The sequence below is a fragment of the Herbiconiux oxytropis genome (assembly GCF_024979315.1).
Classification (GTDB): Bacteria; Actinomycetota; Actinomycetes; order Actinomycetales; family Microbacteriaceae; genus Herbiconiux; species Herbiconiux oxytropis.
The window spans coordinates 475973-502536 of sequence record NZ_JANLCK010000003.1; the positions used below are offsets into that span (position 1 = coordinate 475973).

Consider the following 26564-nt stretch of genomic DNA (forward strand, 5'->3'; position numbering starts at 1 on the left):
AATCACGTCCCTGCAGCTCAGGCCTCGACGAGGTCCAGCACTCTCGCCCAGGTGGCCTCCCAGATCGGCGCACGGGGATCGATCACGCTGAAGTGGTGGCCCGGGGCCTCAAGGAGTTCGGGCTGGCCGAGGGCGACCGACCGGGAGAGGCGCCGGTTCATCTCCACCAGGTCGGCCGAGTCGTCGGCGCCCTGCACGAGCAGCCACGGGGTCGACCGCTCGCGGAACTCCCGCGGCGACGCACGGGCGTAGAGCTCCGGGATCTCGGAGGGTGAACCGCCCAGAGCGATCCCGACGGCGCCTTCGCCGAGAAACCGCTCGTGGGCGGCGACGAGGTCGACCACGCCGGCGAGCGAGACCGTGAGCTGCACGGTCTCCGGAGCGGCCTCCTCCGCGAGCTGCAGCGCCAGCTGGCCTCCCGCCGAGTGCCCGACGAGCACGACGGGCCCGCCGGAGGGGCCCGCCAGCTCGCGCGCCCGGGCCGATCCGGAACGCAGGTCGTCGAGGGTGGCCGCCCACCCGTGGAGGTCCGGCCGCCGGTACTCGAGGTTCCAGCTGCGCCAGCCGCGCCGGGCGACATCGACGGCGAGCTCGTCCATCAGCCCGGCCTGCCACCTCGAGCGGTAGAACCCGCCGTGAATGAGGACCGCGAGAGGCGGTGCCCCGGATCCGGCGGCGTTCACCGGTTCACGCCACTCGCCGTACTGTTCGGCATCGGGCCCGTAATGCACGCGCCGGGCCGGGTGCAGGGCGGCAGCGACGGCCGAGTTCACCACGAAGGGGAGCCCATCCAGTCCCAGACCGCGCACGTGGTGCAGGAGCGCGGTCGAGGGGTCGCGGTCGCGCGCGCCCAGATCGAACCGGATGATCGGAGGCCGGGTTCGTCCCTGATCCGTCGAGAACGAATCCGCCTCCAGCTCGAGATCGACCCCCTCGCCGGGCAGGACGAGCACGGCAGACGCCTCGGAGGTGGGCGCGGCGGCACGACGCAGCACGTCGGCGGGGGTCTCATCCGGCAGCAGCGTGACCATCCTGAACCCCCACCCGCGCGAGGCGGTGGCCTCGGCGAGCACCTGTTCCAGGCGTGCCTCGTCGACGTCGAGCCCGCTCGACACGATCGCGGTGAGAAGACGGTTCATCGGTCGAGCTTCAGCAGCGGCATCACGGCGGTGCCGATCAGGTCGATCCCGCCGGCGTCGGTGAGCCCTTGGGGTGTCCCGAAGTCCACGCGGTCGGCCCCCGCATCGATCAGCGACTGCGCCTGCTCGGCGACGTGCTCGGGGGTGCCGGAGAAGGCGAAGAGGTCGAGCACGTCATCCGGGATCCGATCGCCGGCCGCCTGATCATCTCCCTCGCCCACGAGGCGGCGCACCGACTCGAGCAGGTCGTCCGGGAGCTCGACGGTCGGATCGAGGTCGGCCACGGCGGCCAGGTACATCGCGACCTCGCGGCGGGCCGCTGATCGGGCGGCACGCCCGTCGCGATCGACCACGGTGACCGCCCCGAGCACGAGCTTCACATCCTGGGCGCTCCGACCCGCCTTCTGCGCGCCCACCCCGATCCGCTCGCGCATCACAGGGACCATCGCCGGGTTCGCCGTGCCGCCGACCTTGAGCTCGTCCGCGATCCGCCCTGCGAGGGCGGCTCCGAGCGGCCCCCAGGCGCCGATCAGCAGGGGTGGCCGCGCTCGCCTCACGGGGTACCGCAGGGCCACGCCCGGAGCGAGCGGATAGATCTCTCCCTCGAACCCGGCCCCTTCACCCGAGAGCAGAGCGTAGATGTGTCCGGCTGCTTCTCGCAGGTGCGCGACGGGCTTGGTCTGGCGGAGTCCGATCGCGTCGAGCCAGGTCCCCTTGGCAAGTCCCAGGTACGCCCGGCCGTCGCTCGCTGCGTCGAGCGCGGCGACCTGCCCGGCGATCTCGTACGGATGCAGGGAGTACGGGTTCCAGCAGGCGGCGCCCAGCCTGACCCGGGATGTCGCCGCCGCCATCTCGAGGAGCGCGGCGATGGGCGGCTGGAACAGCAGGTCGCTGAACACGCTCACGACATCGATCCCGTGCCTCTCGGCGCCGGCGGCGAGCGGGCCGTAGGCTCCGGGCGCCTTGTCCGACTGGATGCCGAGCCCGATCTCCGCGCGGCTCACGTGAGGTCTCCCGAGCGCATCGGGCAGAGCGCACCGCGTTCGATCCGCATGATCAGACGCTCCTCCGGGTCTGGACAGGCGACCAGGGAATCCCGTTCGAGCCAGTCGCCGTCCGGCAGCTTGCGCTGCTTGGCCGGGATCATCGGCAGCACGGCCTGCAGCGCGTAGAGGCAGAAATGCCCCGGAATCGTCAGCTGACTCGAGTTCACCACGTCGAACGAGTCGCCCACGTGCATGCCGCAGACCGATCGGCCCTCGATGCGGTCGACGACGACGGTGATGTCGTACAGCTCCATGTCGTCGCCGGCGTCGGCTTCACGCGAGTCGGCGTCCCCAACGGTCTCATCGGTCATGATCTGCTCCTTCTGCGGCGACGGATGCGCCTCCGCGATCGAGTACCACGATGGTCTTGCCCCGGGTGCGGCGGGCCGCGAGGTCGTCGAGTGCGGCGCCTGCGTCGTCGAGGCCGACGACGCGATCGACGAGCGGGCGCACGCTTCCGGCCGTGACGAGGGCGAAGAGTGCGGCGTAGACCTCGCTCACCTCCGCCGGCCGCTCCCACGGATAGCGTGAACCCCAGGACAGGCCCACCAGATCGACGTTGCGCGCCATCAGCGAAGCGGGGTCGACCTGCGACGAGCCCCCGGCCGTGCCGACGGCCACGAGACGGCCCTCGAACGCCAGGCAATCGAGCGAAACCGCGGTCATCGGCCCGCCGACCGGGTCGATCACGGCGGCCACGCCCGCACCCCCGGTGGCCGCGCGCACGAGGTCGACGACGTCGGCGTCCCGGTAGTCGATGGCCAGATCGGCGCCCTGGGCGAGGCAGACGGCCGTCTTCTCCGGCCCGCCCGCCGTCGCGATGACGCGGAGCCCACGCGAGCGCGCGAGCTGGATGGTGGCGATCCCCACCCCACCCGCTCCGGCGTTGACCAGCACGGTCTCGCCGGGCTCGAGCCGAGCCCGCTCGAGGGCGAACCACGCCGTCTGGTAGGTCACCGGCAGCGCGGCGGCCGTCACAGCGTCGACGGTCGGGGGTCGCTCCACGGCGAGCGACGAGGCGATGACGACTTCGTCGCCGAGGGCTCCCTCCGGCAGCGCGGGGCAGGCCAGGACTCTCGTGCCCACCGCGTGCACCGAGCCCTCGGCCGCCTCGATCACCGTGCCGGCCACCTCGACGCCGGGCACGAACGGCGGAACGGGGACACCGGGGTAGTCGCCCCGGCACATCATGACGTCGAGGAAGTTGAGCCCGACCGCCTCGGAGCCGAGCCGGATCTGCCCTCGCTCGAGAGTTCCGCGCGTCCGTTCCGACACGCGGAGCACGTCGCCCGGCTCGCCGAACTCCACGACGACGGCGGAGCGGTACCGGCTCACACCCGCTCTCCCGACCCCGGGCCCGACTCCGGACCGGGTTCCGGATCGGCCGTCTCGGCGACCTGCGAGGGCCGCGCCCACAGCTCGGAGTGGTGGTGCACGATGCGCCAGCCGTTCTCCGGATCCCGCAGCAGCACGTCGGTCACCCGCGAGACCTCGTCGCCGTCGACCCCCGTCTTCGACGCGACGAGCAGGTACCTGGCCACCGCGTGATCGCCCCACACGTCCACGCGCTCGGCCTCCACCCGGAGCGACGCCACCTGAGCCACGACCGACGGCGGCCGTTCGTCGCGGTAGGCGTCGAGCTCGTCCCGGCTGATCAGGCGCGGGAGAGGTGTCTCCCAGGTCGTGACGTCCGGTGCGAGATGTCGGTCGAACCGCTCACGATCCCGTGCCATGAACGCGTCGTACATGTCCCGGATCTCGTCGAGCACGACGCTCTCCGCCGTGGTGGGGGCACTCATGCGATCACCAGTCTGTCGTCGCGCACCACATCGCCCGCCTGCATGACCCACCGCAGGGTGCGGAGCGCGGAGATGTCCTCGAGCGGATCCGCGTCGACCGCGATCAGATCGGCGCGCTTGCCCACCTCGATCGTGCCGACGGCGTCGTCGATCCCGAGCCAGCGCGCGCAGTTGACGGTGCCGGCCCGGAGAGTGGCGGGTGCGCCGAGTCCGTTCTCGCTCATGTGCTCCATCTCGCGCACGATCGCCGTGGTGCCCTCGAACGGCCAGAAGGGCGGCATGTCGCTGCCGACCATGATGGTGACCCCGGCCTCCATCGCCATCCGGAACGACTCGAGGTGCCGAGGCCCCGCCGACAGGGACCGCTCCTGCATCCACGCCGGAACACCGAGCTCGTCGAAGAACGATCCGCATCGGGTCACCACGAGGGTCGGCACCAGAGCGGTGCCCGCGGCCGCCATCGCCGCGGCCACCTCGGGGGTGAGCTCGTAGCCGTGCTCCACGCAGTCGAGCCCCAGCGCCACGGCCTCGGCGATGATCGGCGCAGGGCCGGCGTGCGCCGTGACCTTGCGCCCCCAGGCGTGAGCGGTCGAGATGACCGCCGACATCTCCTCGCGGGTGAGCTGCGGGGTGTCCATGCCTTCGTGGCGACCCGCGATGCCGCCGGAGATCATCACCTTGATCAGGTCGGCTCCCGCCTTGATCTGGCTGCGCACCCCCTGCGCGAAGCCCACGGCTCCGTCGCACTCGAGTGTGTCGCCGTTCTCGTGCCCGTGGCCGCCGGTGCACACGAGGGCCCGGCCGGCGGTGCGGATGTCGGGCCCGGGCACGAGGCCTCGCGCGATCGCGTCGCGGAGCGCGAAGTCGACGTGGTCGCGCTCGGCGACGCAGCGCACGGTCGTGATGCCGGAGTGCAGTGCGCGGCGCGCCCCGTCGGCCATGTAGAGCGCGATCCCCGCGTCGTCGAGCGCGCTCACGGCGGCGCCGCGCTCGCCGGGGAGCGCGAGGGAGAAGTGGGTGTGCATGTTCATCAGGCCGGGTGCCAGATAGGCGCCGCCGAGATCCACCTCGACGGGCGCAACCGCCCCCGTGCCCGCCGAGACCGCTGCGGCGCGGCGCACGTCGTCCTCGGCGCCGACCGCCGCGATCACGCCGTCGCGCACCCACACCGCACCGGGCGTGGCCGTCTCGGCGACGGCGTCCACGATCGACAGCGAGTGCAGCAGCACGCTCGTCGGACTCGGCCCCGTTCCGCGGAACGCGGTGGAAGCGATGTCATCGGTCATCGAGATCAACTCCATAGGTGTCGGATGCCGCGGCGGCGGAGACGATGCCCTCCGCCACGTCCCGGCGGACGAGTTCCGGATCGCGTTCCGAGACGGGACCGTGCCCCGCTCCTCCCGCCGTGAGCAGGGTCACGCGGTCTCCTGCCGACACCGCGATCCGACGGGTGCTGAGCCGTCGCTCGCGGGCGGTGCCGGGGAAGGCGATCACCTGCGTCGGTTCGCTCTCCTGGCCGCCGTCGAGCGACCACGGCCTGGTGCGGGTCTTCTTGACCACCGAGAGGAACTCGCCGTTCGAGACGAAGCGGATGTCGCGCCTGATGCCCGGGCCCCCGCGGTGCTTTCCCGCCCCGGCCGAATCCGCGCGCACCTCGAGGCGTTCGAAGAGCATCCCGCTCTTGGCCTCGAGCACCTCGATGGGCGTGCTCCTGGCCACGGTCTGGCACAGGTGGTTGATCGGTCCGGCCCCGTCGTGGTGCGGGGTGCCGCCCCAGCCGATCGGGTCGTTGTTGCTGATGGCGAAGAACGCTCCGGTGTCCGGATGCGCGCCCACCATCATGAATCCGGGCACGTCGCCGCCTGAGGACGCCCCGAGCCGATCCGGCATGCCCTGGGCGAGCGCCTTGTAGATGAGCTCGACGGCCAGGTTCCCCGTCCACTGCGTGAAGGTGGCCGCGGGGTACACCGCGTGGAAGAGCGATCCGGGTTCGGCCTTCACACGGAGCGGAGCCATGTGGCCCGCGTTCGTCTGCTCGAACGGCGTGGTGAGCGCCTTGAAGGCCACCCTGGCGCAGGCGATCGTGGCACCGAAGGGAAGGTTGACGGGCCCGCGCACCATCGGCGACGAACCCGCGAAGTCGACGGTGAAGGTGCCGTCGGCCACCGTGACGGTGACCTCCAGCCGTACCGGTTCGTCGGTGATGCCGTCGTCGTCCATCCAGTCGACAGCCGTCCAGCTGCCCTGCGGCAGAGCCGCGATCGCGTCGAGCGACGCCTGTTCGCCGAGCTGCATGAAGCGCTCGATGCTCGCCTGCACGGTGCCGAGGCCGAATTTGGCGATGACGTCGACGATGCGCCGCTGGCCGGTGCGCAGGCACGACACCTGCGCGTGCAGGTCGCCCAGCACCACGTCCGGCATGCGCGAGTTGAAGCGGATGAGCTCGTGCACGTCGTGCACGGGCTCACCGCGGGAGAAGACCTTGGTGCCCGGGAAGATGAGTCCCTCCTGGTGCATGTCGGTGGAGTCGAGCACGTAGCCCGGATCCTTCGCGCCGAGGTCCATCCAGTGCGCCCGCACGCACACGAAGCCCACGAGCGTCTCCTCGTCGGGCAGGAAGACGGGAGAGAAGAGGGTCGCGTCGTAGGAGTGCGCCGCGTTCCAGTAGGGGTAGTTGAGCAGCACGACGTCGCCGGCCTCGAGGTTCTCCACCCCGACGTACTCGAGTCCCTTCTTCAGGGAGTGGTCGTTCGCACCCAGGAAGCGGGTGAGGCCCGGCGCCTCGGCCACGAGTCGCGCCCTCTCGTCGTAGATCGAGATGCCGAAGTCGAGCACCTCGTAGATCACGGGATTGAACGCCGTGCGGATGAGGGTGCTGCGCATCTCGTCGGCGGCCGCGGCGAGGTAGCTCCGCACGACCTCGACGGTGGCGCCGTCGACGGCGGGCAGGCCCTCACTCATCGATCTCGACCCCGTAGACCGACGCCGCGGCCTCGCGCGACACGTAGCCCTCCGACACGTCCCGCCGCACGAGTGCGGGGTCGCGGTCGGCTGGATCGCCGTGCCCGCCGCCGCCCGCGGTGAGCAGCCGGATGAGATCGCCCGGCTGCACCGGAACACGCTTCGTGCTGACTCTGGCCTCGCGCTCGGTGCCGGGGAAGACGACGACCTGATTGGGCTTCGGCTCGAGCCCGCCCTCGAGCGCCCACGGTGCGGTCTTCGTCTTCTTGATGACCGACAGGAACTCGCCTGGTGAGACGAAGCGGATGTCGCGCTGCAGGCCCGCGCCGCCGCGGTGCCTCCCCGCTCCGCCGGAATCGGTGCGGATCTCGAGCCGCTCGAAGATCATCCCGCTCCTGGCCTCGAGCACCTCGAGCGGGGTGCTCCGCACCGTGCTCTCGGAGAGGTGGATGGTGGCGTCGAGCCCGTCGTGCTCCGGTGTGCCGCCCCAGCCGACAGGATCGTTGTTGCTGATCGCGAAGAACTCTCCGGTGTCAGGGTGGTCGCCCACCATCATGAAGCCGGGGACGTCACCTCCGGATGAGGCAGCGAGACGGTCGGGCATGCCCTGCGCGAGGGCTTTGTACACGAGCTCGAGCGCCACGATCCCCGTCCAGAGCGTGAACGTCGGGGCGGGGTACACCGCGTGGAAGAGGGTGCCGGGCTCGGCGAGCACCCGGAGCGGCACGGTGGTTCCGGCGTTGCTCGGCTGCTCGGGCGAGGTGAGGTTCTTCAGCACGACCTTGCACAGGGCGATGGTCGCACCGAGGGGCATGTTCACGGGCCCCTTCGTGGCAGGCGACGATCCGGCGAAGTCGACGGTGAACGTGCCGTCGGCGATCGTGACCGTCACCTGCATGCGGATGGGGTCGTCGCTGATGCCGTCGTCGTCCATCCAGTCGACCGCTGTCCACGAGCCCTGCGGCAGCGCGGCCAGGGCATCGATCGTGCTCTGCTCGCTGTGCGCCTTGATGACGGTCACGGCCTCGTCGACGGCGGGCTTGCCGAACTTCTGCATGATCTCGATCAGGCGGCGCTCGCCCGTGCGGATGGCCGAGACCTGGGCGTGCAGGTCGCCGAGAACGACGTCGGGCATGCGCGAGTTGAAGCGGATCAGCTCGTGGATGTCGTGCACGGCCTTCCCGCGCGAGAACACCTTCGTGCCTGGGAAGAGCATGCCCTCCTGGTGCACGTCGGTGGAGTCGAGCACATAGCCGGGATCCTTGGCGCCGAGGTCCATCCAGTGGGCCCGCACGCAGACGTAGCCCACCAGGGTGCCGTCGGCATCCGGATGCGCCTCGTCGGGCAGGAAGACCGGGGCGAACAGCGTCGCGTCGTAGGCGTGGGCCGCGTTCCAGTAGGGGTAGTTCAGCATGACGATGTCGCCCGGGAACAGGTTCTCGGCCCCCACGTACTCCACGCCCTTCTGCAGGGAGAAGTCGTTCGCGCCCAGGAAGAAGGTGAGTCCGGGCGCCTCGGCGATGAGCTCGAGCTTCTCGTCGTAGAGCGAGATCCCGAAGTCGAGCACCTCGTAGATCACCGGGTTGAAGGCGGTGCGGATGAGGGTCGTGCGCATCTCCTCTGCCGCCGCGAGCAGGTAGCTCCGCACGACCTCGATGGTGGCGCCGTCGAGGGTCATGCCGCCTCCTCCAGAGTGATCAGCAGGTAGCCGTGCTCGTCGACCTCGACGTGCTGGCCGCTGTGCACGACCGTCGTGGAGGTGCCCTCGTCGACGAGCGCGGGCCCGTCGAACCGGTCGCCGGGCGAGAGGCGACTGCGATCGTAGACGGCGAACTCCGCGGCGCTCCGGGTGCCGAAGTCGAACGCAGTCCGACGGCCCGTGAGGGCACGGGCGGGATCGCCGTCGCCCTCGGGGAGCACCGGGAGCCCTGGTCGCACCGTGCGGCCGATGCCGCGCACCCTGGCCGTCAGGATCTGCACCCTGCTCTCCATGGAGTGGCCGTAGCGGGCTTCGTGCAGCTCGTTGAACGACCGCCGGATCGCCTCCGGGTCCAGGTCTTCCCCGATCGGCACCGTGAGCGTGTGCTCCTGCCCCAGGTAGCGCAGCTCGAGCTGGTTCTCGAGGTGGGCCACGTCGTCGGCCACACCCTGCTCGCGGAGCGATCCGAGTGCTTCCCCACCGATCTCGTCGAGCTCGCGCCGGAGGTCGTCGAGATCGACCTCGTCGAGCACCTCCATCCTGGTGCGCGCGAAGTCGTTCACGATGTCGGCGCTCAGCATGCCCCAGGCCGAGAACCCCGAGGGGGCGAACGGCACGATCACCTCGCGCACGCCCATCTCGCGGGCGAGGAGGGGAGCCACGAGGGGGCCGGCTCCGCCGAAGGCGAGCAGCGAGAACACCCGGGGGTCGTGACCGCGCTCGACCGTGATCTGCCGCACGGCCCCGACGGTCTTGGCGAGCATCACGTCGAAGATGCCGGCGGCGGCCGCCTCGACGCTCAGCCCGAGCGGCTCGGCGATCGTGGCGCGCACCGCCTCGACGGCGGCCTCGGCCTGGAGGGGCATCGATCCGGCGAGGAAGCTCTCGGGATCCACGTAGCCGAGGCAGACCGACGCATCCGTGACCGTGGGGCGGGTGCCGCCCCGGCCGTAGCACACCGGCCCGGGCACGGCGCTCGCACTCTCGGGCCCCACCTTCAGCAGGCCTCGGTCGATCCAGGCGATCGATCCGCCGCCCGCTCCGATGGTGCGGATGTCGTAGGAGGGCATGAGGAGCGGGAAGTGCTCGAGCTCGGCCTCGTGGGTCACGACCGCCGTGCCGTCCTCGATCACGCAGGCGTCGAGCGAGGTGCCGCCGATGTCGAAGGTCAGCACGTTCGGCCGCTCGAGCACGTCGGCGAGGTAGCCGCCGCCCACGATCCCGCCCGCCGGCCCGGAGAGCACGGTGTGGGTGGGCGACTGCTTGGCCGTGGCCGAGGTCATCGACCCTCCGCCCGAACGCATGATGAGGAACCGCCCGTCGAAGCCCTTCGCCGCGAGGCCCTTCTCCAGTTCGTCGACGTAGCGCTCGAAGATGGGCCGGATGTAGGCCTCGAGCACGGTCGTCGACGTGCGCTCGTACTCCCGATGCTCCCGCACGATGTCGGTCGAGACCGAGACGGTCACCTGCGGGTACCACTCCCGCAGCAGCTCGGCCGTGCGCTGCTCGTGGGAGGGGTCGAGGTAGGAGTGCAGGTAGCAGACCGCGAGCGAGATGACGCCCTCGTCCTCCACGAGCTGCCTGGCCACCTCGCGGAGGCCCACCTCGTCGAGGGGTTCGAGCTCTTCGCCCCTGTGGTTCAGGCGGCCGCGCACCCCGGCGGTGTGCCGGCGCTTGACGAGGCTCTCGGGGCGCTCGTACTGGAAGTCGTACATCCGGTCGTCCGGCACGTTCCCCCGGCCGAGCAGGAAGATGTCGCGCAGGCCGTAGTTGGTGATGATCCCGGTCGCGCCCCCGCGCCGCTCGAGCACGGCGTTGAGGCCGAGCGTGGTGCCGTGGATGAACAGCTCGACCTCGCCGAGGTCGGTGCCGAGGGCCTCGACCGCCGCCAGCACGCCCTCCCAGGGGCGGGCCGGCGTGGTGGAGGCCTTGCGGAAGCGCACGACCCCGGTGCGGGTGTCCAGTTCCATGGCGTCGACGAACGTGCCGCCGATGTCGACGGCGAGACGGAGTGGGGCAGGGGACACGGAGGATCGTCCTTTCACGGGGTGACGGCTCGGCCGCCGAGGCGGGGCGCCGCGGCGAGGAGCCGGCGGGTGTACGGATGCTGAGGGGAGTCGAACACCTCGGCGGTGGGGCCCTCCTCCACCACCTCGCCGCGGTAGATCACGACCACGCGGTCGCAGAAGGAGCGCACGGTCGCGAGATCGTGCGAGACGAAGAGCTGACCGCGCTCGCCGTCGGCGCCGAGCTCGGTGATGAGGTCGAGGATCTGCGCCTGCACGGTCACGTCGAGAGCGGATGTCGGCTCGTCGAACACGATCAGCTCGGGTTCGCAGACGAGGGCTCTGGCGATGCCCACCCGCTGCGCCTGCCCGCCGGACAGCTCGTGCGGCAGCCGGGTGAGGAAGGTCTCGTCGAGCCCTGTGCGCCGGAGCACCTCGGTGGCGCGCTGCTCGCGCCGGGGCCGGTCGACACCCTGGGCGAGCAGCGTCTCGGTGACCGCGTCGAGCACGGTGCGCCGGGGGTCGAGGGCACCGAGCGGATCCTGGAACACCATCTGCACGGAACGGCGGAGCGCCCGCCGTCGGGAACCCCGCAGCGCGGCGAGGTCGTGCCCGGCCACCTCGACCCGGCCGCTGGAGGGCTTCACGAGCCCCACGAGCATCCGCGCCAGAGTCGTCTTGCCCGAGCCGCTCTCGCCCACGATGCCGACGGTCTCGCCGCGGTGGACGGTGAGGTCGACACCGCGCAGCGCGTGGTGCCCACCGCTGCCGATGCGGCCGCGGTAGCGCACATGGGCGTCGCGCACCTCGGCCACGACGCCGCCGGGCCCGTCCTCAGGCCTGACCGGGCCGGCGGCACGGCGCGTGAGCGGGCGGTCGATGTCGGGCACGGCGGCGAGAAGAGTGCGGGTGTACTCCGAGCGCGGGCTCTCGAGCACCTGGGCGGTCGTCCCCTCCTCGACCACCTCTCCGGCGCGCAGCACCACGATGCGGTCGCACACCTCCACCGCGGCCGCGATGTCGTGCGAGATCAGCAGCACTCCGCGGCCCTGCTCGACGGCGAGCGAGCGCAGCAGCGCGAGCGCGTCGCGGGTGAGGGTGACGTCGAGCCCCGTGGTCGGCTCGTCGGCGAGCAGGAGCCCGGGATCGCAGGCGAGGCAGAGCGCGATCATCACGCGCTGCGCCATGCCGCCTGAGAGCTCGTGCGGGTAGGAGCCGAGCACGCGGCGCGTGTCGGTGATGCCCACGGCCTCGAGCAGCCGTACCGACTCCGCGGTCGCCTCCTGGCCGGTGGAGCCCTGATGCAGTCTCAGCCGGTCGGCGAGCTGCTTCTGCACGGTGCGCAGCGGTTCGAGCGCCGCGCGGGGGTTCTGGAAGCACAGGGCGACTCCGTGGCCGCGATGCTCCAGCAGCTGCGCCTCCGACATCCCGAGCACGTCCTGGTCGCGGAAGAGCACGTCGCCGCCGGTCTGGGCGCGGGCGGGCAGCATCCCGATCGTGGCGCGGGCCAGCATGCTCTTTCCGCCGCCGCTCTCACCCACGAGGCCCACCACCTCGCCGGCCCGCACGGTGAGGTCCACGCCGCGAAGCGCCTCGACTGCCGCTCCGGTGGTGGGGATCGACACGGTCAGGCCGCGCACGTCGAGCAGCACGTTCATCGGGTCCTCCTGCGGGTCTCGCGTTCCTGGAGGCCCTCACCCAGGAGGCTGAACCCCAGCACGCACACGACGAGTGCGAGGCCGGGCGGCACCGAGGTCCAGAGCCGGCCGGCGACGATGTCGCTCGTCCCCTGGCTGATCATCGCGCCCCACTCGGGCTGCGGCACGGGCACGCCGAGGCCGAGGAACGAGAGCCCGGCGAGGGCGAGCATCGCCCAGCCCACGTTGAGCGGCGCCACGATGCGCACCGGCGCGAGGCTGTTCGGGATGACGTGCCGCAGCAGCACGCGGGCGCTCACGAGTCCCGAGGTGCGCGCGGCGTCGACGTAGGCGAGCTCCCGCACGGTGCGCACCTCGGCACGCACGAGTCGGGCGTAGGAGGGGACCGAGACGATCGCCACCACGATCGTGAGGTTCACGATGCCGGGGCCGAGCAGGGCGGCGACCGCGAGGGCGAGGATGAAGGTGGGGAAGGCCTGGAGGATCTCGAGCAGCCGCATCACGATGGCGTCGAGGGCCCCGCCGACGTAGCCGGACACGGCTCCGATGAGGGATCCGATCACCACGGCGACCGCCACCGACACCACAGCCACTCCGAGGTCGACCCTCCCGGCGTGCAGCAGCCGGCTGAACACGTCCATGCCGTTCGCGTCCGTGCCGAGCCAGTGATCCGGCCCCGGTGCCTGACGGATGGCGGTGGAGTCGATCTCGATCGGGCCCCAGGGGGTCAGGAGCGGCGCGAAGACGCTCGCGAGCACGACGAGGCCCACGAGGGCCGCACCCGTCCAGATCATCCCCTCGCCGAAGCCGCGCGAGGCGCGGGGAGTTCGGCTGCGGGGGAGCCGGCGGTTCACGCCGATCGGTCCGACGCTGACCATCAGAGCCTCACTCTCGGGTCGAGGGCGGCATGGATGACATCGGCCACGAGGTAGGCGATGGCGTAGACGAGGGCGATGATGACCACACCGGCCTGCACCACGGGGTAGTCGCGGTAGAGCAGTCCGCGCAGCAGCCACTGGCCCATGCCCTGCCAGGAGAAGACGTACTCCACGAGCACGACACCGCCGAGCACGTTGCCGAGCACGAGGGCCGCGAGAGTGGGGATGCGGGAGACGGTGCCGCGCAGCAGGTAGCCCGTCACGAGCGGGCGGCCGCTGATCCCGTGCGCCCGCGCCGTGGCCCAAGGCGCGGCGGCACGGATGTCGATGGCGGCCGACCGCACGCTGCGCAGCAGCGACGCCGTCACTCCGACCGCGATGGTGAGCACGGGCAGCACGAGGTAGAGCAGGGCGGAACCGAGGGCGGGCCAGTTGCCCGTGAGGAGTGCGTCGACCGCCTCCGCTCCCGTGATGGGGGTGGGGCTCAGCCCCCGGCCGATCCGGCCGCTCGGGCCGGGGAACCAGCCGAGCTGCTGGTAGCCGATGACGATGAGGATCAGTCCGAGCCAGAACTCCGGCATCGCCGTGCCGACGAGCGACGTGATGCGGCTCGTGTGGTCGAGGGGGCTGTTGACCCGGAGGGCCGAGACGATGCCGATCACGATCGACACCACGACGGCGAGTCCGACGCCGAGGAAGACGAGTTCGAGCGTCGGCGCCAGGCGGAAGGCGAGCTCGGTGGAGACGGGCACACCGGTCTGGATCGAGGTGCCGAAGTCGCCCACGAAGAAGCCGCCGAGGTAGTCGAGGAACTGGCTCCAGAGCGGCTGGTCGAGCCCGAGTCGCTGCCGGATGGCCTCGAGGTCCTCCGCCGTGGTGTTCGGCCCCACGAAGGCCTGCACCGGATCGCCGGGCAGCACGCGCACGAGGAGGAAGGTCAGCACGATCACGCCGAGCAGCACCGGCACGACGAGCGCGATCCTGATGGCGATGTACCGGGCGATTCGCATGCTTCTCTCTCGGTGTGGAGCGGGCGGGGCTTCGGGCGCGGGCGGCTGGGCGCCGGGCGGCCGATGCCGGGCGGCTGGGCGCCGGGCGGCCGCGGAGGAGGGCCGCCCGGCGCGTGATCAGTCGATCGTGAGGTACTTCATGCGCAGCAGGCCGTCGACCGGCTGCACGAAGCCCGACACGGTGTCGCGCACCGGGAGGTTGTAGTTCGGCTGCGCCAACGGGATCACCGGCACGTCGGTGGCGAACTGCTTCTGCACCTCGGCCCACAGCGCCTCGCGCTCGGCGGGGTCGGTGAGGGTGTGCGAGGCCTCGACATCGGCATCGACCGTGGCGTTGGAGTAGTTCGCGTAATTGAGGTACGCGCCCGTCGTCCAGCCGTTCATGAGGTACTCGACGTCGTTGACCCACTGCTGGCCGGAGGCGATCTGCATGGCAAGATCCTTCGCGTCGCGGCGTGCGCCGAGCGCAGCGGGGTCGAGCGGGGTGGGGGTGACCGTGATCCCCACCTCGGCGAGGGCGTCCTGCACGAGGATCGCGATCTGCTCCTGCTCGTCGCTCTCGGCCTGGTAGGCGAGGTCCACCGAGAGGTCGCTCACTCCGGCCTGCGCGAGCAGCGCCTTCGCCTGGTCGACGTCCTGGTCGTAGGGGAAGCCGTCCTCGCTGTAGCCCGGCATGTCGATCGGCACGATGCTGAGCGGCCGACGGGCGTCGCCGCCGTAGACGGTCGAGATGATCTCGTCGTAGGGCATCGCGTACGCGACCGCCTGGCGCACGAGCGGGTCGTCGAACGGTGCGACCGCCGTGTCGAGGGGGATGTAGATCATCTCGTTGGAGGGGGCGGAGATGATCTCCACTCCCGCCGTGCCCTCGAGGTCGGCGATCTGCTGACGGCCGAGGCCGAGAGCGATGTCGACGTCGCCGTTCTGCAGCAGCACGCTCTCGGCGGCGGGGTCGGAGACGACCGTGAGCCTGATGGTGTCGGTCAGGGGGCCGTCTTCGGCCGGGTAGTCCTTGTTCGCCTTGAGCACGATCTCCTGGCCGGGGGTGAACTCCTCGACGTTGTAGAGACCACCGTCGCTGGGGTTCTGCGCCGCCCAGTCCTGCGCCCACGGGTCATCGGCCGTGGCGTGCTCCTTCATCAGCACCGAGTCGTAGACGAAGAGGCTGATGGCCTGGATCTGAGGGGTCAGAGCGCTCGGGTACGCCTGGTCGAAGGTCACGGTGCGCTCGTCGACGACCTGGATCTGCTCGGGGTCGGTGAGGCCGATCAGCGAGTAGACCCCCGCCACGTTGGCCTGGGCGGCGAACGCCCTGTCCTTCGACCACTTGACGTCGTCGGCGGTGATGGGGTTGCCGCTCGGGAACGTCGCGTCCTCGCGCAGGGTGAGGGTCCAGAGCTTGCCGTCCTCCGAGGTGAACGACTCGGCCCACGCCGGCAGGATGTTCTCGGTGTCGAGGATCTGGCCGCCGGCGACGTCGGTCACGCCGTAGTCGGTGAGGTAGGGGTAGACGTTCTTGAACAGCGCGAGCGCGACCGGATCGAACGCCACGAAGTCCTGGTCCCAGCTCCCGGGGTAGGAGGGCACCGCGATGCGGAGCTCGGATGTCGCCGACTCGTCCGGTGCGGTCTGGCCGGCCACGCAGCCGGTGAGGCCGACGATCGTCGTGGTGAGGACGGCCCCCGCCACGACGAGTCTGCGGAACGACTTCGATGTCACTTGCGATGGGAAATCCACGGGTCCTCCACGGTGTCCTGATGCACGGTAAACGTCTGATGAAACAGGCCTCGCGACGGAGTAGGGCCTTCAGATGTTTTACCGCACTAAACACTCATGGCGCCAGCATTTAACATGATCGTAAAACGCGTGCCTCAGAACAGGCGCGGAGTGACCACCGAGACGACGATGGTGAGCTCGTCGGTGTCGTTGTGCAGAGAGTGCGGCGTGTTCGACCGCAAGTGCAGGCTGTCGCCCACCCCGAGGCGGTGTGTGACGCCGGCCACCTCGTAGGTGAGCTCGCCCTGGATGACGTAGGCGAACTCCTCACCCGCGTGGTGCGACGACTCCTCCTTCTCACCGCCCGGCTCGATGTAGACGAGCATCGGCTCGAGCACGAGTCCCGGCACCCTGGCGGAGAGCATCTCGTAGTGCCGGCCCCCGGAGACGACGCGCTCGACGTGCTCCGCCGCCCGGTTGAGCGTGAACACGACTCCCTCCGGCTCTGCCACGGTGGAACTCGGCTGCACGAAGAAGTCGGCCATCGGATGCCCGAGAGCGGCCGCAACGGACCTCAGGCTCGACAGAGCGATAGAGCTCAGTCCCCGCTCGACCTGCGAGAGGAACCCGACGGTCAGGCCGCTGCCCGTGGCGAGCTTTCGCAGCGACAACCCCTGCTCCTCACGGAAGCTGCGGATGCGCTGCCCGACGACATCGACGTCGTTGGTGAGGTCGTGTTCCCGGTCCCCGATTCCTGCGTGCACGGCGAGACATCCCTTCGGTCAGCGCGTTTACCCGCACTAAACAACTCACCCTATCGGGACTCTACTCGTGCAGCAGGGTGCGGAGCTCCGTGATGCGGCCGCCCCGCACCGTGATGATGTCGACGCCCCGGGCGGCAGGCGAGCCCGCAGGGCCGAAGGTCCACGCCTGCACGCCGGTGTCGGCACTCACGTAGCCGAGACCGTCGTCGGCGAACACGAAGTCGGCGGGCGCGCCGTCGACGAGGCCCGCGGCCTTCGCCTCGAGCGCATCCCACCCCGTCACGGTCTCTTCGGGATCGATGAAGGTCACGTCGGGTGCGAACAGCGCCTCGATCGCCGTGCGGCGCGATCCGGGGTCGCGGTTGCCGAAGACGTCGTGCAGGTTCGAAGCGAGCAGCTCGGCGACCGTGGCCATCAGTCCTCCTCGAGGCGGGTGAGCACGAAGACCGGGATCTCGCGGTCGGTCTTGGTCTGGTAGTCGGCGTAGGGAGGGTAGGCGGCGACTGCTCGCTCCCACCAGGCGTCCTTCTCGGCGCCGAAGACCTCGCGAGCCGTGTAGTCGTGCTTCTCGGTGCGGTCCTGGAGCTCGACGTGCGGCTCCTTGACGATGTTGAAGTACCAGACCGGATGCTTCGGCGCACCGCCCAGCGACGCCACGACGGCGTACTCCCCGTCGTGCTCGACCCGCATCAGCGGCGTCTTGCGCAGCTTGCCGGACTTGGCGCCGACGGTGGTGAGGATGACGACGGGCATGCCGTTCAGCTCGGTGCCCTTCGTGCCTCCCGACGACTCGTAGACCTCGAGCTGCTTGCGCGCCCAGTCGCTGGTTCCCGGCTCGTACTCCCCGATCAATGGCATGCGTCGATGCTAGCGCGAGCGAGCGTCGAGCCGCTCCGCCACGTCCGGCGGGAAGCCGCCCGTCGAGACGGGGCTCCAGCGAGTCGGCGTGATCCGCAGCAGCGACTTGTCCTGCAGCACCATCGCCTCGCGGTACTCCTCCCAGTCGGGGTGCTCGCCGGCGATCGAGCGGTAGTAGTCGACGAGCCCGTCGGCGGCCTCGGGCATGTGCAGCACCTCCGCCTCGCCGTCGACCTGGATCCAGGCGTCGTTCCAGTCGTCCGAGAGCACGAGCACCGACGCGGCCGGCCGGCGCTCGGCGTTCCGCGTCTTGGCCCGGCCCGGGTAGGTGGACACCACGATCCGCCCCTCCTGGTCGACGCCGCCGCTCACGGGCGACATCTGGGGGCGGCCGTCGGCGCGCGTCGTGGCCACGAGCATCCTGTGCCGCGGCCGCACGAAGGCCAGCATCCCCTCGCGGTCGACGGCGGTGTTGGTCGAGATCGTCCTGGGCATGCCTCCACGCTAGGGCGTGTCGCGTGCGTCCGCACACCCTGGACCGCTGTCGAGTCGGGTTGCGACGATCTGCAGGGACGAGAGCGGTGCGGCCCGAATAGCGTGGTCGCATGAGCACCGATGACGCTGAAGCCGCTGCCTCCCGCGGCCCGATCCAGGCCATGATCTCGTCCTGGGCGGCGATCCCTGCCGTGCTCTGCGATCGCCACTTCACGGTCGTGGGCGCCAACGACGCCGCGCGGGCCCTCTCGCCCGCGTTCGCCGACGGGGTGAACCTGGCCCGCTTCACGTTCGCGGAGGCCGACATCGACCGGGATCACCCTGCCTACGACGCGGCGGCGCACCAGGTCGCCGCGCTGCTCAGGGAGTCGCTCGAGCAGCACGAGGGCGACGCGCAGTTCCGCGGCATCGTGGGCGACCTGTCGGTGACGAGCATCGACTTCGCAGGGGCCTGGGCCGACGACAGCCTGTCGGCGAAGGCCAACGGGGTGATCGACTTCCACGACACCCCCGTCGGCCTCATCCGGATGGGGTACCAGGTGCTGCGGGTACCCGGGAACGAGGACGACTCGCTCCTGGTGTGGGGTGCGGCCGATCAGCGCTCGGCCCGATCCCTGGAGCGACTGCTCCGCTTGAGCGCAGACTGATCTCGGCCCGGGACTCCCACAGCCGCACGAGCTTCAGGCACAGGTGCAGGGTGCTGCGGGCCACGCCGTCGTCGAGCGCCGCCTTCACCACGGGGGGCATGTTCTCGAGCCGGTAGTAGAGCGTGGTGCGGTGGATGTGGAGCAGCTGGCACGCCTCCTTCACCTGCGAGCGCATGTCGAGGTAGGTCTCGACCGTGGAGCGCTGCACGGGGTCGCCGTCCTGGCACAGGGCGTGCGCGGCGGGCGAGAACAGAGCGATCTGCGACAGGTCCTCGGGAATGGCGGCGAGCATCAGCCAGGTGCCGAGCTCGCTGATGTCGGCGACACCGGTGAGGTGGGGGAGCCGGAGCACGGTCCCGGCCGCGGTGACCGCGTGGTCGGCGGCGGTGCGGAGGTCGTCGGCGTGCCGGTCGTGCCGCGCCGTGCCGATGGCGCGGATGTCGAGCGACCGGTCGGCGGCCTCCGCCGTGATCCGCTCTATCACCGGCTGCGCCTCCGGTGCCCGCACCGCGAAGAGCTCTTGGCCGCCTCGCTCGCCGAGATACAGGATGCCGTGGGCGCGACGCGCGTCGAGCTGCCGGCTGAAGGCCACGCGCTCGATCACGCCCGCCTCGGAGCCGAAGGCGACGGCGATCACGAGCGTGCCCGCCCCGCGCTCGAGCCACAGGTTCGCGACCGCGTCGCTGAACGCTCTGCGGGCGACGGCGCCGTCGTCGGCGAGGAGACGGCGGATCACCGCGCTGCGCGCCGTGCCGCCCGCGGGCTCGGCCTGCCCGGAGAGCACCTCCCGCACCAGCAGCACCGCCGCGTCGACCGCGCTGTAGTGCGCAGGGGTGAGCGGCGGATGCCCGCCCGTGATCAACCACAGGATGCCGAGGGCTCCGCTGTCGTCCCGGATGGGGATCGCCAGGCGGTCGAGCGCCTCGAGCTCGCTCATGTCGACGTGCACGGGCTGGCGTGCCTCGGCGATCCGGAGGCGTTCCACGAGGGCACGAGCCTCCGGCGGGGTGCGCCGCTGCAGCAGGCTCGTGGCCCGGATGCGGTCGACGATGTCGCCCTGGGCGCTCGCAGCGAGAGGGCGGTGCTCGAGGTCGTTGACGAGCACCGCCCGGCCGAGAGCGAGGGCGAGCTCGTCGACGATGTCCTGGAGGTTCATCACGACGCCCACGATAGGTCCGTGTTCGCCGGGCCGCGTGGCCCTCTCGTTGCCACCCAGCCCACTCGATCCGCACCCAGAGCATCACTCCGCCGCGAGCCGGGGACTAGACGGCGGGCCAGCCCCGAAGGGGCCCCCGGATGCCGCGCCCCGTCAGCCTGTTGTGTCGCAGATGGCTCAGCAGCTCATCTGCCCTGGTGCCCTCCTCCACCGGCCACAGCGCCATGAAGAATCCTCCGGGCACCTCGAGGATCTGCCACGGGAACTCGACCATCTCGCTTCCCTCGACGCTGATCATCGTCGTTCCCTCGGTGAGGGGCCGGGCATCGTGCTCGGACCAGAACCGCCTGAACAGCGGATCGCTCACCGAGAGCTGGCCGACGATCTCCCGGAAGCGCGGGTTGGCGGGGTCGCCGTGGAACCTGAGCGCCGCGACGGTGCTCCTCGCGCTCTCCGGGTAGATCTCCACGTCGGGATAGTCCCGCAGCACGGCGAAGGCCCCCAGCAGGATGTTGTCCCCGTAGGTCGCGTAGCCCGGACTCAGGATGTCGGCCATCTCGTTGATGGCGAGGACGTCCTGGTTGCTGTCGAAGATGTAGGCGGGAACGTGCGACCAGTTCTTCAGCAGGGTCAGCACCTGATCGCTGACCGGAACCGGTTCCGAGGGCCTTCCCGGCGTGGTCGTCGCCGCGCGAGCGATCCGGTTGAGGTAGATGCGCTCCGATCCGTCGAGCCGCAGGGCGTCGGCGAGGCTGTTGAGCACCTGATCGGACATCTGGTGCCCCTGGCCCTGTTCGAGCCGGGTGTAGTAGTCGCGGCTGATGCCCGCGAGCTCTGCGACCTCCTCGCGGCGCAGGCCCGGCACGCGCCTGTCATCGGGCGGGAATCCGAACGAGGCGGGGTCCAGCCGGGCCCGCCGACTGCGGAGGAACTGCGCGAGGAGCGGTGTTCGGGAGGTCACGGGTTGCCCATCGTCGTCCGGGTGATCGGGAGAACGCTATCGCACCAGGGGGTCGGGATCGTCTCCTGGACCGGGCAGCCCGAGGAAGGCGCGGCCGTCGTGCTCCAGCTGGTGGGCGGTCAGTCCACGGGCCACCGCGTGCCGCACCGGGTCGCCATCGGCCATGTCGAACGGGTAGTCGCTGCCGAGGAGCACCTTCCCGTCGCCCGCTTTCGCGGTGAGCAGGGCGAAGGCGTCGTCGTCGTGCGTCACGGTGTCGAGGAACAGCGCGCGGAACCCCTCCTCGGGCGGCCGGGACGACGAGGCCCGGACGTCGGGGCGGGCATGCCACGCGTGGGTCCACCGCCCGAGCAGATCCGGAGCGCACCCGCCGCCGTGCACGAAGCAGATCCGCAAGGCCGGCACCCGCTCCTGCACGCCGCCGAGCAGGAGCGAAGCGATCGCGGTGGCCGTCTCCACGGGGTTGCCGATGAGGTTGGCCAGGTAGTGCCTCGACAGCGACGGCGACGGCAGCTGCATGGGGTGCACGAGCACCGCGAGGCCGAGGTCGGCGGCTTCGCGCAGCACGCCCTCGAGCGGTTCCGAGTCGAGCGACGAGCCGTGCACGAGGGGCGGGAGCGCGACTCCGAGCATGCCCGGGATCCGCGCGAGGGCTCGGAGCTGACGTGTGGAGGCCGCGGTGTCGGCGAGGCTGACGCAGCCGAAACCGGCGAACCATCCCTCCCCGTCGACCACGACCCGCGCCAGGCCGTCGTTGAACGCCTCGACGTACTCGTCCGTTCCGCGATCGGTGCCCAGGGCGAAGGCGAAGGGAGGTGCCGAGAGCACGCGCGAACCCACGCCGGCCCGCTCCATGTCGGCGCGCACCCGGCCCACGTCGCTCATCGACCGGGTCTCGATCGAGAGCGGCACCTCGCCGAGGAACAGTCGGCCGTCGCGGTCGGTGATGCCCCCGAACGGGGCTCCGGGCGCCAGGCCGAACAGCTCGCGCGGCAGCCAGTGCGCGTGCACGTCGACCGGGCCGGGCCGGAGCGCGAAGCTCATCGCGGACCCTCGCCGTTGCGGGCGGGCAGCGGCAGCGCGGCGTTGTCGGAGTCGAGGTGCTCGACGGTCGTGAACACGAGCGTGCTGCGGCCGACGTTCTCGATGTCGTGCAGCAGGTACTCACCCTCGGCGAAGTGGAAGTGCCGGGTCTCCCCGGCGTCGTACGCGACGTCGCGGGTGGTGCCGTCGAAGGTGTGCTGGCGGCTCGTGCCGGCGTTCACCGCGGTCCAGAAGTAGTCCAGCACGTGCCGGTGCGCGTGCCAGCGCTCACCGGGCTCGAGGCGGATCTCCCAGACCCGCACGCGGTCGTTCTCACTCAGCAGGCGCGATCCGACCTCGCCGTCGAAGGCCCGCTCGGCGAACTCGGCACGGAGCTCGTCGCTCCAGCCCTCGAAGTCGGTGGCGATGAGGGTGCCCGCGAGGGGCAGGTCGGCCAGGAAGCTCGACATGATGGTTCTCCGTTCTCAGATGGGGGTTCTCAGGAAGCCGCGGCCTGCGGCTGCCGGTCGATGGGGTGCAGCACGCCGGGGCCGTAGAGGCCGAAGCGCAACGACGGATCGCCGGGGATCCAGGTGTTGTGGAACTGCGAGCGGTCTCCCATCTCGGTGACCCGGTCCAGCAGCGCGCGGCTCAGCTCGAGCTGGGCCGGCTCCCAGGCGGCGAGAGCTCCCGCGACGTCGCCGTCGCTCGCCAGCAGCGCGTCGCGCAATGCCCAGGCATCGGCCGCGGCCTTCGCCGTGCCCGCCGCGGCGTGCGGGCGGGCGCTGCAGGCCGCGTCGCCGAGGAGAGCGGTGCGACCGAGCGCCATGCGGCGTGACCGCACATCGAGCACGACCTGCAGGTACGGCTCCGCCGTGGCGAGCACCACCTCGGCGGCGGCGGGCGCCAGCACAGCCGCCGCCGTCTCGCGCAGCTCCCGCACGAACCGCTCCTGCACCTGCCCGGGGTGCAGCGACACCGCGCCCACGAAGCCGTTGATCCCTGTGAGCAGCTCGGTGAGCTCGGGGCCCGCCGGTACGTTGCGGTACCAGACGTAGTTCATCAGCTGCTCCTCGGCCGCCACACCGTCCTCACCCGGGATCGGGTAGAGGGTGATGTGGGAGTTCGGCACCACGGAGTAGGTGATGGCGTCGCCCATGAGCACGCGGGTGGCCTCGCTCAGCTCGCGGAGCGGGACGGTGCCCCGCCACCCGACGTAGCCCGAGTAGGTCGGCTCGGCATCCGCGTCGAAGTGGGCTCTGGCCGGCGAGTTGATCCCGTCGGCGAACACCACGAGATCGGCCGTCTCGACCCGGCCGTCGGCGAAGCGCACCGTGACCGAGTCGCCGTCGTCGTCGAATCCGGAGGCGTAGGCACCGAGGTGGTAGTGATCGGTGCCGAAGTCGGCGAGGAGGGCCCGGTAGAAGGTGCCCCAGGAGGTGTACTCCCAGCGCCGCTCCTCGTCGGTGATGACGCGGTTCTCCCGGTCGAGGTACTGCACGCGGCCCGTGGAGGTCTTGAGGGCTGCGGAGTCGATGCTGCTGCGCTCCTCGAACCAGCGCAGTGTGTCGGGCTGCAGCACGATGCCGCTGCCTCGGCCGTGCAGGGGAGTGGCCGTGCGCTCGTAGACGTCGACGTCGAATCCGATGTCCTTCAGCAGCAGGGCCGTCGTGAGCCCGCCGATGGAGCCGCCTACGACGAGGGCGCGCCGCGCGAGGTAGGGCTGATCGGAGGAGAGTGTGTCGCTGGTCATGATCAGGCCTTTCGGGTGTCGGCGACGGCGCCGGGTGCGGTGGGAACCCCGGGTGCGGGGGAGCTCTCGGGGTGCGGTGAGCCGTCTTCGGAGGGGAGGGCGTGGCCCCTGGTCTCCCGCGCGAAGAGCACGCCGACGAGCCCGATGATGCCGATCGAGGCGATGACGGCGGTGGCGGTGCCGAGGTCGCCGCCGAACCAGGAGCCTGCGATGACGCCGGCCACGAGGGGGCCCGCAGCCGTGAAGAACCGGCCCACACTGTTGCAGAACGCGATGGCCGACGCCCGCACGCTCGTGGGGAACACCTCGGGGCTGTAGATGAACGCGCCCGACAGCGATCCGAAGAGCGCGAAGCCGAGGACCGGCATGACGACGAGGTAGGTCGTGATGTCGCGCTGGAACGGGAACAGGAAGAAGATCGCGATCGCGCCGAGGCCGAAGGTGAGAAGGAAGGTGGGCCGACGGCCGATCCGGTCGGCGATGAAGCCCCAGGCGGCGTAGCCCACGATGCCTCCCGCGTTGAAGAGGATCGAGGCCAGGGCGACCTGCGAGGCGATCTCGTCCGGTGACCACGCCTTCGCCGCCCCCATCTCGCGGATGATCTGCGGATACCAGGTGCTCACGCTCCAGAAGGCGATGAGGGCCCCGGTGGCGATGGCGGTGCAGGTGAGGGTGGGGCGAAGCAGCGGCCGGCGGAACAGCCGCCGCAGCACGAAGTCGTCTTTCGCGAGCCGCTTGCCCGCGTGCTTGCGCTCGCGCCGCTCTCGGATGGCGTCGGCCGACTCCGGCGGCTCTTTCACGAAGCGGCGGATGAACCAGACGAGGATCGCGGGGATGACGGCCAGCGCCATCATGAACCGCCAACCCATGCCGCCGGCGAGGGCGAAGACGATGGCCGCGATGAAGAAGCCGGCGGCGTAGCCGGACATCATCACGCCCCCGGCGCGGGCCCGATAGCGGTTCTTCCAGCTCTCGGCGATGAGCGCGGCGCCCACCGGAGCCTCCACCCCGGAGCCGAGACCCGCGATGAAGCGGAGGATGCCGAGCTGCCACCAGGTGTCGGCGAAGGCCGCCGCCGCGGTGAAGACCGCGTAGGTGAGGATGCCGATGGTGAGGATGCGGGTGCGGCCGAAGTAGTCGGCCAGCACGCCGAAGACGATGCCGCCGAGTGCCCAGCCGGCCAGGAAGAGGGCGATCGTGAGGCCGCCGTAGAGCCCGATCGTGGCCGGGGCCACCTCGATGCCGCTGTGCGGAAGCAGCTCGGCCATCGCGGGACCGAGCACGAGCGTGTAGAGGCTGCCCGCGAAGCCGTCCAGACCCCAGCCGAGCATGGTGCCGGTGAGCACGAGCCATTGGGCCTTCGTGATCTCCTGCCGCCAGCCCGAGCGCAGGGCGTTCTTCGTGTTGCGAGTTCCGGTCACCATCGACGTTCTCTCTTTCTGAATCGGGGGAGGGGTGCTCAGTTGAGTCGCTCGGTGCCGGCGCCGCCGTACCAGTCGACGGAGTCGGGGGCGATCCGGGCGACCACGGTCTTCAGCCAGGAGAACTCGTCGAACGACTCGATCCCGGCGTCCTTGCCGATGCCCGACTCCTTGATGCCGCCCCAGGGCAGCGATGGCTCGAGCCGGTGGTGGTCGTTGATCCACACCATGCCGGCCCTGATGCTGTCGGCGACGCGGTGGCCGCGGTCGAGCCGATGGGTCCAGACGCCTGCGCCGAGGCCGTACGGGTTGTCGTTCGCCATCGCGACGGCCTCCTCCTCGGTGTCGAAGGGGATGACGACGGCCACCGGGCCGAAGATCTCCTCGCGGGCCACGCCCATCCGCATCGTCGCGTCGGCGATGACGGTGGGGGAGTAGAAGAACCCCTCGGCGAGGTCGCCGTCGAGGTCGGGCACCGATCCGCCCGCGGTGATCCTGGCGCCCTCCGCCCGGCCGGAGTCGACGAGATCCGCCACCTTGCCGCGCTGGCGCGCACTGATGAGCGGACCCATCTGCGTGCCGGGATCTGTGGGGTCGCCGACGCGGATCGCGAGGGCCCTGGCGGTGAGGTGCTCCACGAAGGCGGCGTAGACGTCGCGCTGCACGAGGAACCGGGAGCCGGCGACGCAGGACTGGCCCGCAGCCACGAAGGCCGAGAACGCGGCGCCCTCGGCGGCCTCCCGCGGGTCGACGTCGTCGAACACGATCACGGGGGTCTTGCCGCCGAGCTCGGCGGTCATGCGGGCGAACCGGCGAGCGGTGGCGACGGCGGCCGACCGACCGGTCTCGGTGCCGCCGGTGAGCGTGATCTTGGCGATGTCGGGATGCTCGGTGAGTCGGCGTCCCGCCTCCGCCGCACCCGTGACGACCTGCACGACGCCGTCCGGCACACCCGCCCGCTCGAGGATCGGCAGGAGCGCCAGGGTGGTGAGCGGTGTGAGCTCCGAGGGCTTCACGACCACGGTGTTGCCGTTCGCCAGAGCGGCCGAGAGGCTGCGGGCGAGGATGAGCATGGGGTGGTTGAACGGCGTGATGATGCCGCACACGCCGAGCGGTGCGCGGCGCTGGTAGGTGAGGTACGGGCCGTCGCTCGGCAGCACGGCGGTGCGCTGGGCGGCGAGGAGACCGGCGTTGTAGCGGAACCACTCGGGCACCCGGGAGAGCTGGGCGCGGGTCTCGGTCACGGGGCGCCCGTTGTTGAGGGCCTCGAGCCGGTAGAGCTCCTCGGTCGACGCCTCGATCTCGTCGGCGATCCTCAGCAGGATGCGCGAGCGCTCGCTCGGGTGCAGGCTCGCCCACGGTGCGCTCTCGAACGCCTGCTTCGCGGCGGCCACGGCGCTGTCGACCTCCGCGGCACCGTGCTCGGGCACGGTGCGGATGACCTGACCGGTGGAGGGGTTCACGATGTCGCGGGTGCCGGCGCCGGAAGGGGCCTCGGGAGCGCGGGTGTCGGTGATCGTCATGCGGTTCTCCTCGTGGATCGGATGATGAGGTGCCGTCGGATCACGCGGCTT

The 26564-nt window shown here is 70.9% G+C and carries 24 protein-coding genes and 1 pseudogene; 1 reads left to right on the forward strand and 24 read right to left on the reverse strand.

Translation table 11 applies throughout. The features are described from left to right. Positions 1-17: 17 nt before the first annotated feature. From N1028_RS08080 to N1028_RS08160, 17 genes are all read right to left on the reverse strand, one after another. The gene (locus tag N1028_RS08080) at positions 18-1139 is read right to left on the reverse strand and encodes an alpha/beta hydrolase family protein (RefSeq protein ID WP_259526440.1); all 1122 of its coding nucleotides are present in this window, start codon (positions 1137-1139) and stop codon (positions 18-20) included. Further along, positions 1136-2143 carry an LLM class flavin-dependent oxidoreductase gene (locus tag N1028_RS08085; protein WP_259526442.1) on the reverse strand — a complete coding sequence of 336 codons (1008 nt, stop codon included), beginning with the start codon at positions 2141-2143 and terminating at the stop codon, positions 1136-1138. The genes N1028_RS08080 and N1028_RS08085 overlap by 4 nt, the downstream gene beginning before the upstream one ends. Further along, entirely contained in the window at positions 2140-2496 is a 357-nt protein-coding gene (locus tag N1028_RS08090) for a TIGR04076 family protein (RefSeq protein ID WP_259526443.1), read from the reverse strand. Before N1028_RS08090 ends, N1028_RS08085 begins: the two co-directional genes overlap by 4 nt. Continuing rightward, positions 2486-3520, reverse strand: a complete 1035-nt coding sequence (locus N1028_RS08095) for a zinc-binding dehydrogenase (RefSeq protein WP_259526444.1) — start codon at positions 3518-3520, stop codon at positions 2486-2488. The genes N1028_RS08090 and N1028_RS08095 overlap by 11 nt, the downstream gene beginning before the upstream one ends. Beyond that, positions 3517-3984 carry a YybH family protein gene (locus N1028_RS08100; protein ID WP_259526445.1) on the reverse strand — a complete coding sequence of 156 codons (468 nt, stop codon included), beginning with the start codon at positions 3982-3984 and terminating at the stop codon, positions 3517-3519. The genes N1028_RS08095 and N1028_RS08100 overlap by 4 nt, the downstream gene beginning before the upstream one ends. Beyond that, a complete protein-coding gene (locus tag N1028_RS08105; RefSeq protein ID WP_259526446.1) occupies positions 3981-5270 on the reverse strand; it encodes a metal-dependent hydrolase family protein in 1290 nt (429 codons plus the stop codon). Before N1028_RS08105 ends, N1028_RS08100 begins: the two co-directional genes overlap by 4 nt. Further along, complete coding sequence (locus N1028_RS08110) at positions 5260-6945, reverse strand: hydantoinase B/oxoprolinase family protein (RefSeq protein ID WP_259526447.1); 1686 nt, start codon at positions 6943-6945, stop codon at positions 5260-5262. Before N1028_RS08110 ends, N1028_RS08105 begins: the two co-directional genes overlap by 11 nt. Then, a complete protein-coding gene (locus N1028_RS08115) occupies positions 6938-8623 on the reverse strand; it encodes a hydantoinase B/oxoprolinase family protein (protein WP_259526448.1) in 1686 nt (561 codons plus the stop codon). The genes N1028_RS08110 and N1028_RS08115 overlap by 8 nt, the downstream gene beginning before the upstream one ends. Further along, positions 8620-10671: a hydantoinase/oxoprolinase family protein gene (locus N1028_RS08120; RefSeq protein ID WP_259526449.1), complete on the reverse strand. Its 2052-nt coding sequence runs from the start codon at positions 10669-10671 to the stop codon at positions 8620-8622. Before N1028_RS08120 ends, N1028_RS08115 begins: the two co-directional genes overlap by 4 nt. A gap of 14 nt (positions 10672-10685) precedes the next feature. Further along, positions 10686-12308: a dipeptide ABC transporter ATP-binding protein gene (locus N1028_RS08125; protein ID WP_259526450.1), complete on the reverse strand. Its 1623-nt coding sequence runs from the start codon at positions 12306-12308 to the stop codon at positions 10686-10688. Then, positions 12305-13186 carry an ABC transporter permease gene (locus N1028_RS08130; protein WP_259526451.1) on the reverse strand — a complete coding sequence of 294 codons (882 nt, stop codon included), beginning with the start codon at positions 13184-13186 and terminating at the stop codon, positions 12305-12307. Before N1028_RS08130 ends, N1028_RS08125 begins: the two co-directional genes overlap by 4 nt. Beyond that, entirely contained in the window at positions 13186-14196 is a 1011-nt protein-coding gene (locus N1028_RS08135) for an ABC transporter permease (RefSeq protein WP_259526452.1), read from the reverse strand. Before N1028_RS08135 ends, N1028_RS08130 begins: the two co-directional genes overlap by 1 nt. A 117-nt stretch (positions 14197-14313) precedes the next feature. Then, positions 14314-15915 (reverse strand): ABC transporter substrate-binding protein, encoded by a 1602-nt coding sequence (locus tag N1028_RS08140; RefSeq protein WP_259526453.1) that lies wholly within the window; start codon positions 15913-15915, stop codon positions 14314-14316. A gap of 152 nt (positions 15916-16067) precedes the next feature. Further along, complete coding sequence (locus N1028_RS08145) at positions 16068-16676, reverse strand: cupin domain-containing protein (protein WP_259526454.1); 609 nt, start codon at positions 16674-16676, stop codon at positions 16068-16070. A gap of 61 nt (positions 16677-16737) precedes the next feature. Next, the gene (locus N1028_RS08150) at positions 16738-17091 is read right to left on the reverse strand and encodes a nuclear transport factor 2 family protein (RefSeq protein WP_259526455.1); all 354 of its coding nucleotides are present in this window, start codon (positions 17089-17091) and stop codon (positions 16738-16740) included. Next, a complete protein-coding gene (locus N1028_RS08155; RefSeq protein ID WP_259526456.1) occupies positions 17091-17534 on the reverse strand; it encodes a nitroreductase family deazaflavin-dependent oxidoreductase in 444 nt (147 codons plus the stop codon). Before N1028_RS08155 ends, N1028_RS08150 begins: the two co-directional genes overlap by 1 nt. Positions 17535-17543: 9 nt before the next feature. After that, positions 17544-18029 carry a PPOX class F420-dependent oxidoreductase gene (locus N1028_RS08160; protein ID WP_259526457.1) on the reverse strand — a complete coding sequence of 162 codons (486 nt, stop codon included), beginning with the start codon at positions 18027-18029 and terminating at the stop codon, positions 17544-17546. Between the two features lie 110 nt (positions 18030-18139). Between N1028_RS08160 and N1028_RS08165 the strand changes: the two genes are divergently transcribed. Then, positions 18140-18676, forward strand: a complete 537-nt coding sequence (locus N1028_RS08165) for an MmyB family transcriptional regulator (RefSeq protein ID WP_259526458.1) — start codon at positions 18140-18142, stop codon at positions 18674-18676. 43 nt (positions 18677-18719) lie between these two features. Here the strand turns inward: N1028_RS08165 and N1028_RS19750 are convergent. The 7 genes and pseudogenes from N1028_RS19750 to N1028_RS08200 all read right to left on the reverse strand — a co-directional run. Next, positions 18720-19832, reverse strand: a pseudogene (locus tag N1028_RS19750) (helix-turn-helix domain-containing protein); the annotation flags it as partial. 106 nt (positions 19833-19938) lie between these two features. Beyond that, entirely contained in the window at positions 19939-20793 is an 855-nt protein-coding gene (locus tag N1028_RS08175) for a helix-turn-helix transcriptional regulator (RefSeq protein WP_259526459.1), read from the reverse strand. 36 nt (positions 20794-20829) lie between these two features. Beyond that, on the reverse strand, positions 20830-21837 hold the full coding sequence (locus N1028_RS08180) for an amidohydrolase family protein (protein WP_259526460.1): 1008 nt from the start codon (positions 21835-21837) through the stop codon (positions 20830-20832). Continuing rightward, on the reverse strand, positions 21834-22286 hold the full coding sequence (locus tag N1028_RS08185) for a cupin domain-containing protein (RefSeq protein WP_259526461.1): 453 nt from the start codon (positions 22284-22286) through the stop codon (positions 21834-21836). Before N1028_RS08185 ends, N1028_RS08180 begins: the two co-directional genes overlap by 4 nt. A gap of 29 nt (positions 22287-22315) precedes the next feature. Then, a complete protein-coding gene (locus N1028_RS08190) occupies positions 22316-23569 on the reverse strand; it encodes an FAD binding domain-containing protein (protein ID WP_259526463.1) in 1254 nt (417 codons plus the stop codon). Positions 23570-23571: 2 nt separating this feature from the next. Further along, positions 23572-24993: an MFS transporter gene (locus tag N1028_RS08195; RefSeq protein ID WP_259526464.1), complete on the reverse strand. Its 1422-nt coding sequence runs from the start codon at positions 24991-24993 to the stop codon at positions 23572-23574. 35 nt (positions 24994-25028) lie between these two features. Continuing rightward, positions 25029-26513, reverse strand: a complete 1485-nt coding sequence (locus N1028_RS08200; protein WP_259526465.1) for an aldehyde dehydrogenase — start codon at positions 26511-26513, stop codon at positions 25029-25031. Positions 26514-26564 lie beyond the last annotated feature (51 nt).

Excerpts from the sequence above, each read along its gene's own strand:
- N1028_RS08080 (WP_259526440.1), bottom strand. The coding sequence starts at position 1,139 with ATGAACCGTCTTCTCACCGCGATCGTGTCGAGCGGGCTCGACGTCGAC.
- N1028_RS08090 (WP_259526443.1), bottom strand. The coding sequence starts at position 2,496 with ATGACCGATGAGACCGTTGGGGACGCCGACTCGCGTGAAGCCGACGCC.
- N1028_RS08100 (WP_259526445.1), bottom strand. The coding sequence starts at position 3,984 with ATGAGTGCCCCCACCACGGCGGAGAGCGTCGTGCTCGACGAGATCCGG.
- N1028_RS08105 (WP_259526446.1), bottom strand. The coding sequence starts at position 5,270 with ATGACCGATGACATCGCTTCCACCGCGTTCCGCGGAACGGGGCCGAGT.
- N1028_RS08110 (WP_259526447.1), bottom strand. The coding sequence starts at position 6,945 with ATGAGTGAGGGCCTGCCCGCCGTCGACGGCGCCACCGTCGAGGTCGTG.
- N1028_RS08115 (WP_259526448.1), bottom strand. The coding sequence starts at position 8,623 with ATGACCCTCGACGGCGCCACCATCGAGGTCGTGCGGAGCTACCTGCTC.
- N1028_RS08125 (WP_259526450.1), bottom strand. The coding sequence starts at position 12,308 with ATGAACGTGCTGCTCGACGTGCGCGGCCTGACCGTGTCGATCCCCACC.
- N1028_RS08130 (WP_259526451.1), bottom strand. The coding sequence starts at position 13,186 with ATGGTCAGCGTCGGACCGATCGGCGTGAACCGCCGGCTCCCCCGCAGC.
- N1028_RS08135 (WP_259526452.1), bottom strand. The coding sequence starts at position 14,196 with ATGCGAATCGCCCGGTACATCGCCATCAGGATCGCGCTCGTCGTGCCG.
- N1028_RS08150 (WP_259526455.1), bottom strand. The coding sequence starts at position 17,091 with ATGGCCACGGTCGCCGAGCTGCTCGCTTCGAACCTGCACGACGTCTTC.
- N1028_RS08155 (WP_259526456.1), bottom strand. The coding sequence starts at position 17,534 with ATGCCATTGATCGGGGAGTACGAGCCGGGAACCAGCGACTGGGCGCGC.
- N1028_RS08160 (WP_259526457.1), bottom strand. The coding sequence starts at position 18,029 with ATGCCCAGGACGATCTCGACCAACACCGCCGTCGACCGCGAGGGGATG.
- N1028_RS08165 (WP_259526458.1), top strand. The coding sequence starts at position 18,140 with ATGAGCACCGATGACGCTGAAGCCGCTGCCTCCCGCGGCCCGATCCAG.
- N1028_RS08180 (WP_259526460.1), bottom strand. The coding sequence starts at position 21,837 with ATGAGCTTCGCGCTCCGGCCCGGCCCGGTCGACGTGCACGCGCACTGG.
- N1028_RS08185 (WP_259526461.1), bottom strand. The coding sequence starts at position 22,286 with ATGTCGAGCTTCCTGGCCGACCTGCCCCTCGCGGGCACCCTCATCGCC.
- N1028_RS08190 (WP_259526463.1), bottom strand. The coding sequence starts at position 23,569 with ATGACCAGCGACACACTCTCCTCCGATCAGCCCTACCTCGCGCGGCGC.
- N1028_RS08195 (WP_259526464.1), bottom strand. The coding sequence starts at position 24,993 with ATGGTGACCGGAACTCGCAACACGAAGAACGCCCTGCGCTCGGGCTGG.
- N1028_RS08200 (WP_259526465.1), bottom strand. The coding sequence starts at position 26,513 with ATGACGATCACCGACACCCGCGCTCCCGAGGCCCCTTCCGGCGCCGGC.